Source organism: Streptococcus sp. cx1, from assembly GCF_052384325.1.
GTDB classification, from domain to species: Bacteria; Bacillota; Bacilli; order Lactobacillales; family Streptococcaceae; genus Streptococcus; species Streptococcus salivarius_G.
On record NZ_JBQSUN010000001.1, the window covers coordinates 580,101 to 599,247 of the forward strand.

General features: G+C 39.7%; 18 protein-coding genes. 15 read left to right on the top strand and 3 right to left on the bottom strand.

The annotated features are described in order from the left end of the window. Window position 1: 1 nt before the first annotated feature. Window positions 2-811, bottom strand: a complete 810-nt coding sequence (gene yidA, locus ACT170_RS02755) for a sugar-phosphatase (RefSeq protein WP_002890845.1) — start codon at window positions 809-811, stop codon at window positions 2-4. A gap of 177 nt (window positions 812-988) precedes the next feature. Between yidA and ACT170_RS02760 the strand changes: the two genes are divergently transcribed. From ACT170_RS02760 to ACT170_RS02775, 4 genes are all read left to right on the top strand, one after another. Next, on the top strand, window positions 989-1,855 hold the full coding sequence (locus ACT170_RS02760) for a GNAT family N-acetyltransferase (RefSeq protein ID WP_288587243.1): 867 nt from the start codon (window positions 989-991) through the stop codon (window positions 1,853-1,855). 82 nt (window positions 1,856-1,937) lie between these two features. Then, window positions 1,938-2,324, top strand: coding sequence for a DUF1934 domain-containing protein (locus ACT170_RS02765; RefSeq protein ID WP_048790817.1), 387 nt, complete (start codon window positions 1,938-1,940; stop codon window positions 2,322-2,324). Window positions 2,325-2,588: 264 nt separating this feature from the next. Further along, complete coding sequence (locus tag ACT170_RS02770; RefSeq protein ID WP_270316858.1) at window positions 2,589-5,273, top strand: cation-translocating P-type ATPase; 2,685 nt, start codon at window positions 2,589-2,591, stop codon at window positions 5,271-5,273. A gap of 109 nt (window positions 5,274-5,382) precedes the next feature. After that, the gene (locus ACT170_RS02775) at window positions 5,383-6,129 is read left to right on the top strand and encodes an NADPH-dependent oxidoreductase (protein ID WP_444817999.1); all 747 of its coding nucleotides are present in this window, start codon (window positions 5,383-5,385) and stop codon (window positions 6,127-6,129) included. Between the two features lie 25 nt (window positions 6,130-6,154). Here the strand turns inward: ACT170_RS02775 and ACT170_RS02780 are convergent, their stop codons facing one another. Beyond that, complete coding sequence (locus ACT170_RS02780) at window positions 6,155-7,012, bottom strand: metallophosphoesterase (protein ID WP_002890850.1); 858 nt, start codon at window positions 7,010-7,012, stop codon at window positions 6,155-6,157. A gap of 93 nt (window positions 7,013-7,105) precedes the next feature. Here ACT170_RS02780 and queG point away from each other — a divergent pair, with 93 nt between their 5' ends. From queG to ACT170_RS02835, 11 genes are all read left to right on the top strand, one after another. After that, window positions 7,106-8,224 (top strand): tRNA epoxyqueuosine(34) reductase QueG, encoded by a 1,119-nt coding sequence (gene queG, locus ACT170_RS02785; RefSeq protein ID WP_002890851.1) that lies wholly within the window; start codon window positions 7,106-7,108, stop codon window positions 8,222-8,224. Between the two features lie 52 nt (window positions 8,225-8,276). Further along, window positions 8,277-9,375, top strand: a protein-coding gene (gene prfB, locus ACT170_RS02790; RefSeq protein WP_096833329.1) for a peptide chain release factor 2 whose coding sequence is annotated in 2 segments (ribosomal slippage) — window positions 8,277-8,348 and window positions 8,350-9,375 — 1,098 coding nt in all. Because the reading frame shifts where the segments join, the coding sequence is not laid out codon by codon here. An 87-nt stretch (window positions 9,376-9,462) separates the two neighbouring features. Continuing rightward, a complete protein-coding gene (gene ftsE / locus ACT170_RS02795; protein WP_002885005.1) occupies window positions 9,463-10,155 on the top strand; it encodes a cell division ATP-binding protein FtsE in 693 nt (230 codons plus the stop codon). Continuing rightward, window positions 10,148-11,077: a permease-like cell division protein FtsX gene (gene ftsX / locus ACT170_RS02800; RefSeq protein WP_003092823.1), complete on the top strand. Its 930-nt coding sequence runs from the start codon at window positions 10,148-10,150 to the stop codon at window positions 11,075-11,077. The genes ftsE and ftsX overlap by 8 nt, the downstream gene beginning before the upstream one ends. 155 nt (window positions 11,078-11,232) lie before the next feature. After that, window positions 11,233-11,715, top strand: coding sequence for an NUDIX hydrolase (locus tag ACT170_RS02805; protein WP_021144248.1), 483 nt, complete (start codon window positions 11,233-11,235; stop codon window positions 11,713-11,715). Between the two features lie 9 nt (window positions 11,716-11,724). Then, entirely contained in the window at window positions 11,725-12,903 is a 1,179-nt protein-coding gene (locus ACT170_RS02810) for an AI-2E family transporter (RefSeq protein ID WP_021144247.1), read from the top strand. Then, on the top strand, window positions 12,893-14,122 hold the full coding sequence (locus ACT170_RS02815; RefSeq protein WP_059749149.1) for a tetratricopeptide repeat protein: 1,230 nt from the start codon (window positions 12,893-12,895) through the stop codon (window positions 14,120-14,122). Before ACT170_RS02810 ends, ACT170_RS02815 begins: the two co-directional genes overlap by 11 nt. A 121-nt stretch (window positions 14,123-14,243) precedes the next feature. Beyond that, a complete protein-coding gene (gene lepB, locus ACT170_RS02820) occupies window positions 14,244-14,801 on the top strand; it encodes a signal peptidase I (protein ID WP_037597744.1) in 558 nt (185 codons plus the stop codon). A gap of 157 nt (window positions 14,802-14,958) precedes the next feature. After that, the gene (locus ACT170_RS02825; protein ID WP_410532964.1) at window positions 14,959-17,085 is read left to right on the top strand and encodes an N-acetylmuramoyl-L-alanine amidase; all 2,127 of its coding nucleotides are present in this window, start codon (window positions 14,959-14,961) and stop codon (window positions 17,083-17,085) included. Between the two features lie 79 nt (window positions 17,086-17,164). Beyond that, window positions 17,165-18,388 (top strand): peptidase T, encoded by a 1,224-nt coding sequence (gene pepT / locus ACT170_RS02830; protein WP_080610480.1) that lies wholly within the window; start codon window positions 17,165-17,167, stop codon window positions 18,386-18,388. A 56-nt stretch (window positions 18,389-18,444) separates the two neighbouring features. Then, a complete protein-coding gene (locus tag ACT170_RS02835; RefSeq protein WP_002884906.1) occupies window positions 18,445-18,945 on the top strand; it encodes an EbsA family protein in 501 nt (166 codons plus the stop codon). Here ACT170_RS02835 and ACT170_RS02840 read toward each other — a convergent pair. Further along, window positions 18,929-19,126: a ferredoxin gene (locus ACT170_RS02840; protein ID WP_002884882.1), complete on the bottom strand. Its 198-nt coding sequence runs from the start codon at window positions 19,124-19,126 to the stop codon at window positions 18,929-18,931. The two genes, ACT170_RS02835 and ACT170_RS02840, sit on opposite strands and share 17 nt — an antisense overlap. Window positions 19,127-19,147 lie beyond the last annotated feature (21 nt).

Below are 19,147 nucleotides of genomic sequence, written 5' to 3' on the forward strand. Positions count from 1 at the left end.
ATTATTCTAGAACCCACTTTCTAATAGCGTAAGCGACACCAGATTCATCATTTGATTTTGTGATGTGTTTCGCAATTTTCTTCATTTCTGGATTACCATTTTCCATAACAACAGGAGAGCCAACGACTTCAAGCATAGCACGGTCATTTTCTTCATCACCGATAGCCATTGTTTCTTCTTTAGAAAGACCGAGTTTTTCAGCAAGATGGGTTACAGCAATCCCTTTGTTGGCTGTTTTCTTAAGAATTTCTAGGTAAAATGGTGTTGATTTTACAATGGTAAAGCGGTCATAAAATTCCTGTGGAAGTTTGGCAATGGCTGCATCAAGAATTTCAGGCTCATCGATATACATGGCCTTAACAAATTCCTTGTCAGCTACCTCTTCAGGTGTACGATAGTAAATCGGCATATGAACAAGTGTAGACTCATGAACCGTGTAGCGGCCAATATTGCGATTACTTGTGTAGATACCATCTTTAGTAATGGCGTGAGAATGAACACCAAGCTTGTTAGCCAAAACCTCAATATCAAGGTAGTCTTCGTATGAGAGTGTCTCACGAATTAATTCATTACCAGTAGAAGTTTCTTGGACAAGCCCACCATTGAATGTGATAACATAATCTCCGTCTTGGTTGAGGTTAAGCTCTTCAAGAAGTGGAAGCACTCCTGGAATAGGGCGACCAGTCGCAATAACAACCTTTACACCAGCAGCTTTAGCATCTTGAATCGCTTGAAAGACCTCCGGTGTAACTTGACGTTGGCTATTTAAAAGCGTTCCATCAATATCAACAGCAATAAGTTTAATAGACATAATAATTACCTGTTTCGTTTAGTTAGTTTCCCTTCTATTTTACTAAAATTTAGGCGCTTTGTCATAGTTCTTCCTGAGAAAAGTATTATTGTCTCTTTAAAGAAGTAGATTAGGTAAGAATTGCCCAAATGCTTTTTAATTGGTAAAATAAGGTCAGACAAATAAAGGAGAGATAAAGTGATTCGAGCAACCAACCAATTGACGGAGCAGGAACGGAAGTCAGCAAAAGCATTGATTGCTAGCTGCCAAGCCCATGATCAGACCTTTCGAGAACCCTATCTCTCCAATATGCTTAATTTTAATCCCAATATGCCGGCCTTTTTCCTTTATTATCAAGAGGGAGAGTTGCTTGGCTTATTAACGGTTTATGCGGATGATGAGAACGTTGAAGTGAGTATCCTAGTGGAACCTAGTCATCGTCGTCAGGGTATTGCGCGTGCGATGTATAGAAGCTTTGAAAAAGAATTGGCATCTTACCCTATTCGCTCAGTGACCTTTCAGACGGAGCGTGTTTTTCTCGATCATCATCCTGATTTGGCAAGTCATTGGGGTTTGGTTGAGGATGAAGAGACGGAAACCTGGCTAGGGCGAGATAGAACATCATATGCTCTGGATTCCCGTTCAGATATCAAGGTGCTCTTAGCTGAACCTTCTTACCTAGATGAAATTGCCCAACTCCACCACCAACCCTTTTCTGATGCAGAGGAAACACTTGAAGTAAGTCACAGATACATTACAGAGGCCTTGGAGGATTCCGATAGCCTGCTTTACATCCTACTCAAAGAAGGTCAAGTGATTGGAGTTTGTACGGTTGATTTATCTGGGAATAGCAACTACCTTTATGGACTTGCCGTAGCAGAAGCCTATCGTGGCCAAGGCTATGGAAGCTATTTAGCAAAATCAGTCGTCAACCAACTTATTGCGCAAAATGACAAGTCCTTTCAAATTGCAGTGGAAGATAGCAATGTAGGTGCCAAACGCTTGTATGAAAAGATTGGCTTTGTCAAACAAACCCAGGTGGTTTACTTGAAGCAGAAAGGGTAAACGCAATGTTGAAACTCTCTTTGAGGTTAGAGTTGCTATCGTCTTAAGTAAAAAGTAGTTATAGAACAGAAAGGAGTAATCAATGGAAATTAAAATCAAAAACAAAATTAAAGTAGGCGATCAAACGGAAATTATCGAAGAAATCCACACTTGTGAGGTTATGGAAAAAGGAGATTATACCTATCTTGTTCACCATAATTCGGAGAAAGAAAAAGTGGTTATTAAGTTGAATCAGGATGAGCTAGTGATGACACGCTTTTCTAATCCTAAATCCATTATGCGTTTTTCTGCTAAAGTACCTGCCTTGGTCCACATTCCGACACCGCTTGGTACCCAGCCTTTTCTGACAGACACTAGTTTATTTGCCCATGACCCAAATGGACAGACAGTTGATATTCATTATCAATTGAAACATCCAGAAACAGAAGACGTTTTTGCTGATTATGAATTAGAAGTTTCTTGGTTTTAATTTTTGAAAAAATAGAATCATTTTGCTTGAATAAAGAATAATTTATGATAAAATGTTTAGTATAAATAAGGGAGTAGCAGGTGACTGTAATCATGAGATTTGATTAACAGTTGCGATTATGTCGTCATTACGAAATTTTACATTTCCGGCATATTCTTAAACAGCGAGACTTGTTTTTTATTAAACAAGTCTCTTTTTGTATGATTTTTTATATGAAAAGAGTCTTGTTAGCCATTTTTCCCTATATAGAAGGAGGAGATTATTTTGTCTAAAGAACAAAATAAAGCCTTGTTTTACACACAAGGAGAGGAAGAAGTCCTAAAAAACTTGGACACTTCTGTTGATGGTTTGTCTACTGCACAAGCCAAGGAACGTTTAGATGCCTATGGCTATAACGAGTTGGATGAAGGTGAAAAACGCAGCCTCTTGTCAAAATTCATCGATCAGTTTAAAGATTTGATGATTATCATCTTGCTTGTCGCTGCCGCCCTTTCTGTTATTACAGAAGGTATGCATGGTTTGACGGATGCCTGCATTATTTTAGCCGTTGTTGTTTTGAATGCAGCCTTTGGTGTTTATCAAGAAGGACAAGCAGAAGCGGCTATTGAAGCCCTCAAAAACATGTCTAGCCCTATGGCTCGTGTGCGCCGTGATGGCCATGTCGTTGAAATTGATTCACGCGAATTGGTTCCTGGAGATATCGTCTTGCTTGAAGCAGGTGATGTTGTTCCTGCGGATATGCGCTTGCTCGAAGCTGCCTCACTTAAGATTGAAGAAGCAGCCCTTACCGGTGAATCCGTTCCAGTTGAAAAGGACGTTACCGAGACAGTTGAAGCAGAGGCGGGTATCGGTGACCGTGTGAATATGGGTTACCAAAACTCTAACGTTACTTATGGTCGTGGTACTGGAGTTGTAACCAATACTGGTATGTATACTGAGGTCGGTAAGATTGCCGATATGCTGGCTAATGCGGACGAATCACAAACGCCATTGAAACAAAGCTTGGAGCAATTGTCTAAGACCTTGACCTATCTGATTGTCGCTATTGCTTTGGTGACATTCTTGGTTAGTGTCTTCATTCGTGGCGAACAGCCCCTTGAAGGCTTGATGGTTGCCGTTGCTCTTGCGGTTGCAGCCATTCCTGAAGGTTTGCCTGCCATTGTAACCATTCTTTTGTCACTTGGGACAACGACCCTTGCTAAACGCAATTCGATTGTTCGTAAATTGCCAGCTGTTGAAACCCTTGGTTCAACAGAAATTATCGCATCTGATAAGACTGGTACCTTAACCATGAACCAAATGACTGTTGAAAAAATCTATACAAACGGTCAATTGCAAAACGCTTCTACGGAACTTGGTGCTGACAATACAACCCTTCGTATTATGAACTTTGCCAATGATACAAAGGTGGACCCTGATGGTAAATTGATCGGGGATCCAACAGAAACAGCTCTTGTTCAATTTGGTTTGGACCACAATTTTGATGTGCGTGACGTCTTAAAATCAGAGCCTCGTGTGGCAGAATTGCCATTTGACTCTGACCGTAAGCTCATGTCTACTATCCACAAAGAAGCGGATGGTACATACTTTGTAGCCGTTAAAGGTGCGCCTGACCAATTGCTCAAACGTGTGACTCGTATTGAAATCAATGGTGAGGTCCGTCCTATCACAGATGAAGATAAACAAGCTATCCTTGCAACTAATAAGGACTTGGCAAAACAAGCCCTTCGTGTCTTGATGATGGCTTATAAGACAACGAATGACATTCCTACCTTGGAATCTGCAGTTGTTGAGTCTGATTTGATTTTCTCAGGTTTGGTAGGTATGATTGACCCAGAACGTCCAGAAGCAGCAGAGGCTGTCCGTGTCGCTAAAGAAGCGGGAATCCGTCCAATTATGATCACAGGTGACCACCAAGATACAGCAGAAGCAATCGCTAAGCGTCTTGGTATCATCGATCCAAATGATACGGAAGATCATGTCTTTACTGGCGCTGAGCTTAATGAGCTTTCTGATGAAGAATTCCAAAAAGTCTTCAAACAGTACTCTGTCTATGCGCGTGTGTCTCCTGAACACAAGGTTCGTATCGTTAAGGCTTGGCAAAATGATGGCAAGGTTGTTGCTATGACAGGTGATGGGGTTAATGATGCGCCTTCACTTAAGACAGCTGATATCGGTATCGGTATGGGAATCACAGGTACAGAGGTTTCTAAGGGAGCTTCAGATATGGTTCTTGCCGATGATAACTTTGCGACAATTATCGTTGCCGTAGAAGAGGGACGTAAGGTCTTCTCAAATATTCAAAAATCAATCCAATACCTCTTGTCAGCCAACATGGCCGAAGTCTTCATTATCTTCTTTGCCACACTGTTTGGTTGGGATGTGCTTCAACCAGTACACCTTCTCTGGATTAACCTAGTCACTGATACCCTTCCAGCTATCGCACTTGGGGTTGAGCCAGCTGAACCAGGTATTATGACTCACAAACCTCGTGGTCGCCAATCAAACTTCTTTGATGGTGGTGTCTTCGGAGCGATTATGTATCAAGGTGTCTTCCAAACTATCCTTGTTCTTGCGGTATATGGTTGGGGCCTTGTCTTCCCAGAGCATCATACGCAATCAGAAATTCACGCAGATGCCCTTACAATGGCCTTTGCAACACTTGGACTAATCCAGTTGCTCCATGCCTTTAACGTTAAATCTGTTTATCAATCAGTCTTTAAAGTTGGTCTCTTTAGAAATAAAACTTTCAACTGGGCAATTCCAGTGGCCTTCGTTCTTTTGATGGCAACTATCGTAGTTCCTGGATTTAATAACCTTTTCCATGTGTCACACCTGAGTCTGACACAATGGCTTGCGGTTATTGTAGGTTCCTTCTTGATTGTGGTATTGGTTGAATTAGTCAAAGCTATTCAACGTGCCCTTGGTAAGGATAAAAACGCTATTTAAGACATAAAGTCAGAGATAATGGTCTCTGGCTTTTTCTTATCACATCTTGAATTCAGGAGGAGTCTTGTTTATAATTGAAGAGAAATGATCATAAGTTAAGGAGAAGGCCATGAACGAGACCATTAAGACACAACTCAATCACCGCAGCATCCGTCAATTTAAACCTCTAGCTTTGACACAGGAAGAAGTTGACCTTCTGGTTGATGTTGCCAGACATACGGCAACTAGTAATTTTAGGCAATCCTATTCGATTATCAGTATTACTGATCAAAAATTGAAGGAAGAAATTGCTGAAATTGCGAATCAGCCTTATATTCCAAATGCTGGGCATCTTTTTGTATTTGTTGTAGACCAAAGACGTAATACTTTGATTGCAGAGGCAAAGGGTGCTGATGCCTTTGTGCAAGGTAGTCCCGAACGCTTTATCTCAGCCTTTTCGGATGCAATGATTGCTGCTCAAAATGTGGTAGTAGCTGCTGAGAGTTTAGGTATGGGAACAGTTTACTTGGGGAGTATCTTGAATGATAATGCCAAGCTTTCGGAGCTTCTCAAACTTCCAAAGTATGTCTATCCAGCAGTAGGCCTTGGAGTTGGTTGGCCAGACCAAGAACCGCAGCTTAAACCCCGTTTGCCACGTCACGTCATCCATATGGAAAATTATTATCAGGATTTGGAAAATCCTCTGGAAGAACTAAAAGACTACGATGCTGAAGTTCATGAATATTATGACCTTCGAGATCTCAATAACAGAGTTGATGAATTTACGACTCAGATTGCTAAGACCATGGATAAATCCGTTGCCAAACGTGCTAATACCTTGAAGGATCTTCAAAAGCAGGGATTTTTCATTGACTAAAAAAACGACTCCCATAAGAGTCGTTCTACAAATCAAATAGTGTCATGGATGAAAGGAACTCATTTGCTAGTTCCTTTTTTTCATATTCTAAAAACTCCGGCCGTTTCTTGACTAGGTTGTACCGTTTAGAGAGGTTCCATGTTCCAGTAGGATTGAGTTCAGGGTGATTGGAAACAAAGTCAATGGTTAAGTCCCATTCTCGTCGGTATCCAAGAGGACGCGAGTGATAGGTTACACCGTCAATAGTTACCGTCCCATAACTGCGGTGGGCATGACCAAAAACAACATCTTTAACACCATGTTTGACGAAAATCTGATGGAATTGTTCAGATCCTAAATAAGCGTTAAAAGGTTTAAAACGTTCGTGCGTCATGGTGAAACGACTGTGAGGAACGAAGTGCATGGCAACTATAAGGTTACTAGTGTCTAATTCACTTAAGATATTTTCTAGCTTCTTGAGACTCCTTTGACAGATTTCCGGATCAGTATCTAAACGCTTAAGTCGACGGTCGAACCAAAGTTGTTTCTTACGTTTAAGAATCTTATCCAATTTTTCATTAGAATAGGAATAATCATACCACCCGTGAAAAGCCAATAATGTCTTACTTCCTAAATCAATCACCTGAAAATCAAGATTATCAATAAGCTCATCATCTAAATCAAGCATATCATGATTGCCTAAATTATAGGTAACCTTGACCGCCTTGGACAGTTTTCGTAGGAAAGGTTTTGTGTCAGCATAATAATGGTTAGAAATATCACCAGCGATATGGAGATGGCTAACTTCTTGATCTTTTAGGCACTTTATTAGAGTATCGATTTCATATGTTTCAAAGTGATTCAAATCAATATGTAAATCACTCATTACTGCAAGTCTTGTCATAAAAACATTGTAACAAAAAGGTTAAGGCTTGTCTCTAAATGAAGATGATGGAAAATACTTGCCCTTGGACTACATTTTCATTATGATAAGAATATGGATATCAAGTTAGAAATACAAAAGATGGCCAAGGAAATTGGCATCTCAAAAATTGGTTTTACAACCGCTGATGATTTTGCCTATCTGGAGAAATCCCTTCGACTTGGAGTCGAAGAAGGGCGGACAACAGGGTTTGAACATAAAAATATTGAAGAGCGTATTTATCCTAAGTTGACCTTAGAATCAGCTAAAACCATCATTTCCATTGCAGTAGCTTATCCGCATAAGTTGCCGCAACAGCCCCAAAAAACAGAATTTAAGCGGGGCAAAATCACTCCAAATTCGTGGGGGCTAGATTATCACTATGTTTTGCAGGACAAACTAAAACGCCTGGCAGAAGGTATTGAAAAACTGACGGAAAACTTCGAATATAAAGGTATGGTGGACACTGGGGCCTTGGTCGATACAGCAGTTGCCAAGCGAGCTGGTATTGGCTTTATCGGAAAGAATGGACTAGTGATTTCAAAAGAATACGGCTCCTACATGTATCTCGGCGAGCTTATTACTAATCTAGAGATAGAACCTGATCATGAAGTAGACTATGGATGTGGGGATTGTCGTCGTTGTCTGGATGCCTGTCCGACATCTTGTCTTATCGGTGATGGGACTATGAATGCCCGTCGTTGCCTATCCTTCCAAACCCAAGATAAGGGCATGATGGATATGGAGTTTCGAAAGAAGATAAAGACTGTTATCTATGGTTGCGACATTTGTCAGATTTCCTGTCCATATAACAAAGGGATCGACAATCCACTGGCTTCAGACATTGATCCTGAGCTTGCTATGCCTGAATTACTCCCATTTCTAGAGCTAACCAACAAATCCTTTAAGGAGAAATTTGGGATGATTGCCGGATCTTGGCGAGGGAAGAATATTCTTCAACGTAATGCCATTATTGCCTTGGCCAACTTACATGATCGCAATGCTATTGTCAAACTGATGGAGATTATCGATAAGAATAATAATCCCATTCACACGGCGACTGCCATTTGGGCTCTCGGTGAGATTGTTAAGAAGCCCGATGAGGCCATGTTAGACTATATGAGGGAACTGTCACCTAAGGATGAAGAATCCCAAGCCGAATGGGAGCTTGTGTGTGCAAAATGGCAAATTTAAGTGATTTATGCTAGAATTAAGCATAATACTATAAAATGGAGGAAACCTATCCATGGAAGTGGCAGAAATTCGCCAAAAAATCTCTGAAAATCAAGAGAAGCTCGTGAGCTTCGGGAGGTCTCTTTGACTTAGATCGTTTGGAAGAGGACATTGCGCTCCTTGAAAACCGAATGACTGAGCCAGATTTTTGGAATGATAATATTGCAGCTCAAAAGACTTCACAAGAGTTAAATGAGCTCAAAATGAAATACGAAACTTTCAACAATATGCAAGAACTCTCTGACGAGACAGAGCTTTATTTAGAAATGTTGGAAGAAGATGATAGTGTTCAAGAAGAGCTGGAAGAAACGCTCGAAAAACTTGATAAGATTATGACAAGTTACGAGATGACACTGCTCTTGTCTGAACCATATGACCATAACAATGCCATTCTGGAAATTCACCCAGGATCTGGTGGTACAGAAGCTCAGGACTGGGCTGATATGTTACTTCGTATGTATCAACGTTATGGAAATGCTAAAGGTTTCAAGGTTGAGACTTTGGATTACCAGGCTGGTGATGAGGCTGGAATCAAATCTGTAACTCTTGCTTTTGAAGGACCTAATGCTTATGGATTCCTCAAGTCAGAAATGGGTGTTCACCGTTTGGTTCGTATTTCGCCATTTGACTCTGCTAAACGTCGTCATACCTCATTTACATCTGTGGAAGTCATGCCAGAATTGGATGATACCATTGAAGTTGAGATTCGTGATGATGATATCAAGATGGATACATTCCGTTCAGGTGGTGCTGGTGGTCAGAACGTCAACAAGGTTTCTACAGGTGTGCGTTTGACCCACATTCCAACGGGTATTGTTGTAGCTTCAACGGTTGACCGTACACAATACGGAAACCGCGACCGTGCGATGAAGATGCTTCAAGCTAAGCTCTATCAAATGGAGCAAGAAAAGAAAGCAGAAGAAGTGAATGCTTTGAAAGGTGATAAGAAAGAAATCACTTGGGGAAGTCAAATTCGCTCATACGTTTTCACGCCATATACCATGGTTAAAGATCACCGTACAGGCTACGAAGTTGCCCAGGTTGATAAGGTAATGGATGGAGATATTGAAGGCTTCATCGATGCCTACCTCAAGTGGCGCATGGAAGAATAGTAATAACATACTTATTTTAAGTATTAAGATACTCTATCTCAATGAAAGGAAGGCGTTCAGCTACTGTAGTAGTTGAAAACTGACATTATGGCTCTTATTGAATTAAAAGATGTTACTAAGAAGTATGATAAGTCAACAACAGCCCTTAGACACATTGATTTGTCTGTTAACTCTGGGGAGTTTGTTTACTTAGTCGGCCCTTCTGGTGCTGGTAAATCAAGTTTAATTCGCTTGTTCTACCAAGAAGAAAAATTAACGAGTGGTTCTATGAAGGTTGGAGAGTTTGATTTAACTCGACTTCGTAAGAAAGACGTTCCACTCTTGAGACGTTCCATTGGAGTTGTTTTCCAGGATTATAAACTCCTTCCAAAGAAAACAGCTTTTGAAAATGTTGCTTATGCCATGGAAGTTATTGGTGAGAAACCTCGTCATATCAAGAAACGAGTGGCAGAAGTACTCGAGTTGGTTGGTCTTAAACACAAGATGCGTTCGTTTCCAAATCAATTGTCTGGTGGTGAGCAACAGCGTGTCGCTATTGCGCGTGCTATTGTAAATAATCCAAAAGTGTTGATTGCGGATGAACCAACAGGAAACTTGGACCCAGAGATTTCTTGGGAAATTATGCAGGTCCTTGAACGTATTAACTTGCAAGGGACTACCATTATAATGGCAACCCATAACTCAACTATCGTTAATAACCTTCGTCATCGTGTCGTAGCGATTGAAGAAGGACGTATTGTTCGTGATGAAGAGGAAGGAGAGTACGGTTACCATGATTAGACGCTTTTTCCGCCATTTAGGAGAATCAATCAAGAATCTCAAACGTAATTTGTTGTCGACACTTACGGCAGTATTTTCGGTAATGATCGTTCTTTCACTTTTAGGTGTCTTTGGCTCTGTTATCTTAAATACACAGAAATTGGCTTCAGATATTGAAAAGAATATTCAGGTCAATGTCTACTTGGATCCAGATTCATCAGATGCCTCGAAAACAGTCAAGGAACTTTCTGGACAGATTGTTGCTAATAAAGACTACCATAAGATTTATGATGCTTTGACCAAAATCAAAGGTGTAGATAAGGTTACTTTCTCTAGCAAAGAAGAACAAAAGAAACAGCTCATTGAAACAATGGGGTCAAGTTTCGAAACAGCGACAGGGGATGCTAACCCACTATCTGATGTTTACATCGTTCAAACGAAATCACCAGATGATGTCAGTCGAGTTGCCAAGGAAGCTAAAGCCATTCAGGGCGTTGATAATGCTAACTTTGGTGGGTCAGATACTGAAATTCTGATGTCTACTATGAAACGTGTTCAATTTTGGGGAATTATTGCCACAGCTCTTTTAACGATTGTGGCTGTCCTATTGATTTCAAATACCATCCGTATTACCATTATGTCACGTGCGACTGAAATTCAAATCATGCGTTTGGTAGGTGCCAAGAATTCATATATTCGTCGTCCCTACTTGATGGAAGGCGCTTGGATTGGTGCACTTGGTGCTATCATTCCTTCAGGCCTCATTTATCTTTTGTATCACATGGTTTACTCATCTTTGAACCCTGATTTTGTCAAAGGTGGTATTTCGATGTATGATCCAGAGTGGTTTGTTTATGCGGTTATCGGAACCCTCTTTGCAGTCGGTATCATTATCGGTTCGATTGGGTCACGTATGGCAATGCGCCGTTATTTGAAATACTAAAGAGATTAAAGGAGAACCAATTTGGTTCTCTTTTTGTTTTGTCCGGAGATTCAGAAAAGCAGATTTTCAACTATATCTCAAAATCGTTTGCTCAAAGCCCAAATCCAAACCCATATTTGGTATAATATTAAAAAACATTGGAAAAGAGATGCATTATGACAAAGTTAGCTACCATTTGTTATATTGACAATGGAAAGGAGCTTTTGCTCCTACATCGTAATAAAAAGCCTAATGATGTTCATGAAGGAAAGTGGATTTCTGTTGGGGGAAAACTAGAAGCGGGAGAAACGCCTGACGAATGTGCTCGTCGTGAAATTCTCGAGGAAACCCATTTTACAGTGACTGAGATGGATTTTAAAGGGATGATTACCTTTCCAGAATTTACCCCCGGTCATGATTGGTATACCTATGTCTTTAAGGTAACTGGTTTTGAAGGAGAACTCATCTCAGATGAGGAGTCTCGTGAAGGAACGCTTGAATGGGTACCATATGATGAGGTCTTATCTAAACCAACTTGGGAAGGTGACTACGAGATTTTCAAGTGGATTCTTGAAGATAAGCCTTTCTTCTCTGCAAAATTTGTCTATGATCATAACCAAAACTTAGTAGACAAGACTGTAACCTTTTATGATAAATAGGGAGGAACTATGAAGCGTAAAAAAACAGAACATTTTTCAGAAACATGGTTTTTTAAGTGGATATTGAATAATCAGGCTGTTGTAGCCTTTTTCATCTTACTTTTGATTGGTTTGACGGTTTTGATTTTCACCAAGATTAGTCCTATTTTTTCACCCGTCATCCAGTTTATGACCATTATTATGTTGCCATTGGTTATTTCCATGCTCCTTTATTATTTAATAAAACCTTTGGTACTACTTGTAGAAAGAACTGGACTAAACCGAACCATCTCTATCTTAGTCATCTACGCTATCCTTGGTTTGCTCTTGGTTTGGGGGATTTCAACAGCCATTCCAAGCTTACAAAATCAAATTTTGATCTTGATACGAAATGCACCATCATATATTGCACGTGCCAATAGTGAAACGGAACGTTGGATTAATCTCCCTATTCTTTCTAACTTCCATGGTGATTTAGAGTCCATGCTTAGTGATTTCTCAGCGAGAATGGTCAATTATGCTGAGAACTTTTCTTCATCGGCTTTGACATGGGTTGGAACTTTTGCGAGCACAGTAGCAAGGGTGACAGTAGCTATCATTTTGGCACCTTTCATTCTCTTCTACCTTTTAAGAGATAGCCAAAAGATGAAACATAGCTTTGTCTCAGCCTTACCAACTCGCTTTCGTGAAACTACTGTTCGTATGCTTTCAGATATTAATAGTCAGCTCGAAGGGTATGTTCAAGGCCAGGTTACAGTCGCTATTGTTGTTGCCATCATGTTCTGTATTATGTTTAAGATTGTAGGTCTTCGATATGGTATGACTTTCGGTATTATGGCAGGTTTTCTAAACATGGTTCCTTATCTGGGAAGCTTTCTTGCTATGGTACCAGTTATAATCATGGGACTGGTGCAAGGACCCGCTATGTTGATCAAGGTCCTCATCATTTTCTTCATTGAGCAAACTATTGAGGGACGTTTTGTTTCTCCACTCGTTTTGGGGAATAAACTAAGTATTCACCCGATTACCATTATGTTCATTCTCTTGACAGCGGGTTCTCTTTATGGTGTTTGGGGCGTCTTATTAGGGATTCCAATTTATGCCTCTGTCAAGGTTGTTGTTAGAGAGATTTTTGATTGGTACCGTTCTGTAAGTAATCTTTATCAAGATGATTTAGAAAATGAAGGACAAAAAGACGATGTTAAATAGTGAAAAAATGGTTGCCTCTATTGGAAACCAAGATTTAGACCACGCAGACAAATATTTTAAAAAAGCTTTACGAGAGGATCCTACAGAGGTTCTTGTAGAGTTGGCCCAATACCTAGAGTCTATTGGTTTTTTACCACAGGCACAGGAAATTTATGAAAAAGTTCGCTTTGATTTTCCAGAGGTTAATGTCAATCTAGCACAAATTGCTGCCGAAGATGGTGATATTGAAGAGGCTTTTCTTTATTTGGATGCCATACCTGAAGACTCTGACGACTATTTGTCTGCTTTAATTGTAAAGGCTGACCTCTACCAAATGGAGGGATTAACTGATGTGGCACGTGATAAGTTGTTGGAGGCAAGTCAATTATCAGATGACTCATTGATTATTTTTGGTTTGGCTGAGATGGAGTTTGAACTTGGAAATTTTGAACAAGCTATTCATTACTATGCTAAATTAGATAATCGTGACCTTCTTGCGATGACTGGCGTTTCTACTTATGAACGCATTGGTAAGGCTTATGCCAGTCTTGGAAAGTTTGAAGCTGCTCGTGAATTTTTGGAAAAAGCTATTGAAATTGAGTACGACGATACCGTTGCTTTTGAGTTAGCCACTTTGCTCTATGATCAAGAAGAGTATCAAAAAGCTAATTTTTACTTTAAGCAGATAGAAACCATGTCTGCTGACTTCGAAGGTTATGAGTATATTTACGCCTTGTCGTTACATGCAGAACATAAAACTGAAGAGGCTTTACGAATGGCACAACAAGGGATTTCTAAAAATGCCTTTGATGTTCAATTACTTTTGCTAGCGTCACAGTTATCCTACGAGTTGCATGACACTCAATCTGCTGAATCTTATTTGAAGCAAGCCTTGCCATTGGCTGAGGACCAAGATGAGATTATCTTACGTTTAAGTACGCTCTATTTGGAAGAAGAACGTTACGAGGATCTAGTGGCTTTAGCCGATTATGAAGTTGATTCTGTTTTGGCTCGTTGGAACATTGCCAAGGCCTACCAAGCACTTGATGATGAAGAAGAAGCTTTTCAAATCTATCAAGATTTGGCTAAAGATTTATCTGAAAATCCTGAATTCCTCCATGATTATGCATATATTTTGCGTGAATTTGGTTACAGGGATCAGGCGCGTGCAACGGCTGAAAAATACCTTGCTTTAGTTCCAGATGATGTCAATATGCAAACATTTTTTGAGGACTATTAAGCTGTGAAACGTTTTAATCATTGGTTTTAAGAGAGGGAGAGATACATTGAGCTTGCTCACTCCCTCTTTTTTTATTTCTCTATTTATGTTATGATTTTATTAGAACCCATAAGGAGTGAGTATGGTTAAGAGAGATTTAATTCGAAATATTATCATAGCAGTTCTTGCCATTGTAGTGATTTTGTTGTTGAGAGCTTTTGTCTTCTCAACACACCGTGTGACTGAAGGTCAGGCTAATGACTATATTCATGCTGGTGACTATGTTACTTTCAATAAAAATGTTGAGCCTCAGAAAAAAGATTTTATTCTTTATACAGTTAATGGTAAAGAATACATTGGGCGTGTTATTGCTGATGAGGGTAAGAGCGTGACAGCTATGGATGATTTCCTTTATGTTAATGATAAGTCAGTTGACGAAGCCTATATTAGTAAGGGTAAATCAGCTTATTTAGCGACAGTTTCACCTGGGAATTTCTTCACTGATGATTTTTCCATTGCAACATTGACAGATAATAAACAAACTAAGATTGAAAAGGGGCAGTACCTTGTACTGAACGATAATCGTCGTAATACAGATGATAGTCGTAAGTTTGGTCTCATTGACAAAGATCAAATTAAAGGTGTTATCTCTTTCAGATTGTATCCTCTATCACGTTTTGGTTTCGTTGATGTCGATTAATATTTCAATACTACTAAAAAAGCTAGGAACTTTTGATAAGTTTCTAGCTTTTTTTGCGAATAAATTGGTGATGGTTCATATTATGACGTTATGATACTGATTGTTTCATCGTTTTAAAATGAATTAGCAGAAATTGTAAGTAGAGAAGGAAATTAAGATGCAATTAGGATTTCATTTTGGATTTAAGAAAAGTAAAGCTTATGGATTGTGCGGTGTCATGCTGACAATCTTATTTTTGGGAATGTCTGGTCATTCGGCGAAAGCAGATGAAATGTTGTCGCCAACTGATACATCTTCATCTTTGAAAGAAAGTACTGATAATCAAGCGGCAAGCTATTCTGAAGTAGGAGTACACGATGATTCAACGAGTCAAATGAATCTACAAAGTGAAGAGGTATTAGAGGAGAAGCAAACAAGTCTGGAAGATTCTTCAAAAATAGCTGTCTTAACCAATAGTTCTGTGACCACAAGCTCTTATCAAGAGGCAGATGATCTTAGCGAAATTGACCAGAATCAACGTCATTTTCTTAGTGCCATTAAGCAAGGAGCTATGGATGGAGCCAAGGAAGGAATCCTTCCATCTATCACGGCAGCGCAAGCTATTCTAGAAAGTGGTTGGGGACGCTCTGAACTTGCTAAGGTTCCCAACAATAATCTTTTTGGCATTAAAGATTCAGAGGATTGGCATGGAGAAATAGTAACTGTACCTACACAGGAATATCTTAATGGTGACTATATCACAGTCAATGCTGCTTTTCGAAAATATGCCTCATGGAATGATAGCGTAGTAGACCATGCAAAATTTTTCACGAGTACCGAGTGGCGAAAAGACAATTACCGAAAAGTTGTGAATGAAACAGATTATCGCATTGCGGCTCAAGAACTGAAGAATGCAGGATATGCGACAGATCCAAGTTATCCCGGAAAACTTATCCGTTTGATCGAAGCTTATAAACTTTATGAATGGGATGCAATGTGTAATAATTCCATTTCTACCGTAGAAAATGAAGGAGTAGAGAGTCAATATCCTAAAGCTGACCTTGCTATCACTGGTCTCAACAATGCTACTGGTAGCTATGATCTTGTTATCTCAAACTTGATTGCGCCACGAGGTTTCAAAGAAGTCCTAGTTCCAACCTGGTCAGAAAAGAATGGTCAAGATGATATCATTTGGTACAAGGCAGCTAAGCAAGCTAATGGAGACTATAAGGTAACTGTTCGTTCAAGCGTCCATAAAGGTGATAGCGACCTTTATAATTCTCATGTCTATTTGGTTGACAATGATGGTAAATTCATTGGCTTAGGTGGCAAACAAGTGACACTTGATATCACTAAAACTCAAGGAACATTGACTATTACCAATAATGATAAAAATCGTGGAACTTTTGATGTTCTTATCACCAATCTGACGAATCCAAGCGGTATTTCAGGTGTGGTAATACCTGTTTGGTCTGAACAAAATGGTCAGGATGATCTTATTTGGCATAATGCCACAAAACAGGATGATGGTTCATACAAGGTGACTATTTCAGCTAGTCAGCACAAGTGGAATTCAGGCAAGTATATCGTTCATGGCTATATTGTTGATGCTTCTGGTAAGAATATCGGCTTTGGCGCTACCTCTGCCGATGTGGTAGCCCCTAAGAAAATCGGTTCGGCATCAAGAGGAAACTATGATGTTTTAAATAAGGTTGTCTATCTGGATGCTGGGCATGGTGGCTATGATCCAGGAGCTTCTTACTTTGGTATTTCTGAAAAGAGCTTGACCTTGGCTATCCAAAGCCGCGTGAAAGCTAAACTAGAAGCAGAAGGTTATCAAGTTGTGACCACACGCACAAGTGATACCTATGTCGACTTGACGGACCGTTCACGTGCAGCTAATGCTTCTGAATCTGATATCTTCGTAAGTATCCACATCAATGCTTCAGGAAGTTCTGCAGCACAGGGTATTGAGACTTATTATTACCAACCTTATGCAGAATATCCATCACGTATTAATGCGACCTATCATGCTAATCCGACTCGTTTGAGCATGAGTGATACCTTAGCCAATGCCATCCAGTCTAGCCTGATTAATGCGACTGGAGCACAGAATCAGGGCGTGAAGCGTCAAACCTTTGCGGTCTTGCGTGAGACGACAGCTCCGGCAGTCCTTCTTGAACTTGGTTTCTTGTCAAATCCTCAAGAAGCAGCTCGATTGAATACCTCTGCTTATCAGGAGACTTTAGCTAACGCAATTGTAGCAGGGATTAAGTCTTACTACGAAAAAGAATCTAAAGTTTAAGTTATATGTTAACCCATCATTATGATGGGTTTTTATGCTATAATTGAGGTGAATACTAAATACAACAAAAGGAGTGCTTATGGCTTACGATTTACTCTTAGAGCGTTTTTTACGTTACGTCAAAATCAATACACGTAGTGATGAAAATGCAACAAGAACGCCAACAACACAAAGCCAGGTGGATTTTGCCTTGAAGGTTTTAAAACCAGAATTAGAAGAACTGGGTTTAAGTAACATTCATTATTTGGAAAGTAATGGTTACCTAGTGGCAACCCTTCCGGCCAACGATGACAAGTTAACACGTAAGATTGGTTTCATCTCTCATATGGATACTGCTGATTTTAATGCAGAGGGAGTGTCACCACAAGTCATTGACTCTTATGATGGAGGTATCATTCCCCTTGGAAATTCAGGTTATAACCTAGACCCAGCTGATTTTCCAAATCTTAAGAATTATGTCGGTCAGACGCTTATTACGACAGATGGGACTACTCTTCTTGGGGCTGATGATAAGTCAGGTATTGCTGAGATTATGACAGCCTTGGCTTATTTGAAGGCACATCCTGAAATCAAACATTGTGAGATTCGTGTAGTTTTTGGTCCTGATGAAGAAATTGGGATTGGTGCAGATAAATTTGATGTCGATGATTTTGATGTCGATTTTGCCTACACAGTTGACGGTGGACCTTTGGGTGAATTACAGTATGAAACCTTCTCTGCAGCAGGAGCAGAACTTACCTTCCACGGACGCAATGTCCACCCTGGAACAGCAAAAGACCAAATGGTCAATGCCCTGCAGTTGGCAATTGATTTTCATAATCAGTTACCAGCAGAAGAACGCCCTGAGTTGACAGATGGCTATCAAGGTTTCAACCATCTTCAAACCATGACAGGTACTGTTGAAGAAGCAAAATCTTCTTATATCATCCGTGATTTTGAAACAGAGTCTTTTGAAAATCGTAAAGCAGTCTTCCAAAAGATTGCCGATGAAATGAATAAAGCTTATGGTCAGACACGAGTTGATTTGGTACTTAAAGATCAATACTATAACATGCGTCAGGTTATTGAAAAAGATATGACGCCTGTTGAGCTGGCTAAGGGCGTTATGGAAGAATTGAATATTACGCCAGTTATTGAACCTATTCGTGGTGGAACAGATGGTTCAAAGATTTCATTTATGGGTATTCCAACTCCAAACCTTTTTGCTGGTGGCGAAAATATGCACGGTCGATATGAGTTCGTTTCCTTACAGACAATGGAAAAAGCCGTAGATGTTATTCTTGGAATTGTCAGTAAACCTTAATTGAGCTTGCTAAATACTGATTTTATGGTAAAATTAGAAGTAATGGAGGTGCTGAGATGATTAAAATTTTCGGCAAGTATCGTTACCATTGGCAACCCGAATTATCTTGGCTGATTATCTACTGGTCTTTAGCCATTACGCCAATCTTTATTGCGGCGGCCCTTCTATTCGAGTTGTACTCGGTGCCCTCACATATTTTGATGCTCTTCACTATTTTCGTTGCCTTATTTGGTTTAGGTTTCCATCGATACTTTATTATTGAAGATCATGGGATTCTGCGTATTGTTTCTTTCAATATTTTTAGACCACGCAAAGTGAAAATTAGTGATATTGAAAAAGTCGAAGTGATTAAAACTGGCTTGTGCCTTATTTTTAAAAATGGTAAAAAACGTCAGTTTTATATGAGAAAGTGGCCTAAGAAATATTTCTTAGATGCATTAGCCCTTCACCCTGATTTCAAAGGTGAGGTAGAGTTATTGGATCATATGACAAACTTTGATTACTTTGCCTTTTATGAGGAATCAAAAAAAGCCCTGAAGCTTAAACTTCGCAAATAAGGGCTTTAGTGGGACAAGATTTGACGGCAGTCAAAGTCTCAGGGCTATTTTCAATAATTTGATTGAGTTGGTCGCTGTCTCTGAACCTAACAATACCTTCGTCATCATAATCAAAGACGGGAGAGTAGGTTTGGCACAAACCACAAGCGATACATTTTTCTGGAATTAATGATACTTTCATAGTATTATTTTAAAATAGATT

Excerpts from the sequence above, each read along its gene's own strand:
- yidA (WP_002890845.1), bottom strand. The coding sequence starts at position 811 with ATGTCTATTAAACTTATTGCTGTTGATATTGATGGAACGCTTTTAAAT.
- ACT170_RS02765 (WP_048790817.1), top strand. The coding sequence starts at position 1,938 with ATGGAAATTAAAATCAAAAACAAAATTAAAGTAGGCGATCAAACGGAA.
- ACT170_RS02775 (WP_444817999.1), top strand. The coding sequence starts at position 5,383 with ATGAACGAGACCATTAAGACACAACTCAATCACCGCAGCATCCGTCAA.
- ACT170_RS02780 (WP_002890850.1), bottom strand. The coding sequence starts at position 7,012 with ATGACAAGACTTGCAGTAATGAGTGATTTACATATTGATTTGAATCAC.
- queG (WP_002890851.1), top strand. The coding sequence starts at position 7,106 with ATGGATATCAAGTTAGAAATACAAAAGATGGCCAAGGAAATTGGCATC.
- ftsE (WP_002885005.1), top strand. The coding sequence starts at position 9,463 with ATGGCTCTTATTGAATTAAAAGATGTTACTAAGAAGTATGATAAGTCA.
- ftsX (WP_003092823.1), top strand. The coding sequence starts at position 10,148 with ATGATTAGACGCTTTTTCCGCCATTTAGGAGAATCAATCAAGAATCTC.
- ACT170_RS02805 (WP_021144248.1), top strand. The coding sequence starts at position 11,233 with ATGACAAAGTTAGCTACCATTTGTTATATTGACAATGGAAAGGAGCTT.
- ACT170_RS02810 (WP_021144247.1), top strand. The coding sequence starts at position 11,725 with ATGAAGCGTAAAAAAACAGAACATTTTTCAGAAACATGGTTTTTTAAG.
- ACT170_RS02815 (WP_059749149.1), top strand. The coding sequence starts at position 12,893 with ATGTTAAATAGTGAAAAAATGGTTGCCTCTATTGGAAACCAAGATTTA.
- lepB (WP_037597744.1), top strand. The coding sequence starts at position 14,244 with ATGGTTAAGAGAGATTTAATTCGAAATATTATCATAGCAGTTCTTGCC.
- ACT170_RS02825 (WP_410532964.1), top strand. The coding sequence starts at position 14,959 with ATGCAATTAGGATTTCATTTTGGATTTAAGAAAAGTAAAGCTTATGGA.
- pepT (WP_080610480.1), top strand. The coding sequence starts at position 17,165 with ATGGCTTACGATTTACTCTTAGAGCGTTTTTTACGTTACGTCAAAATC.
- ACT170_RS02835 (WP_002884906.1), top strand. The coding sequence starts at position 18,445 with ATGATTAAAATTTTCGGCAAGTATCGTTACCATTGGCAACCCGAATTA.
- ACT170_RS02840 (WP_002884882.1), bottom strand. The coding sequence starts at position 19,126 with ATGAAAGTATCATTAATTCCAGAAAAATGTATCGCTTGTGGTTTGTGC.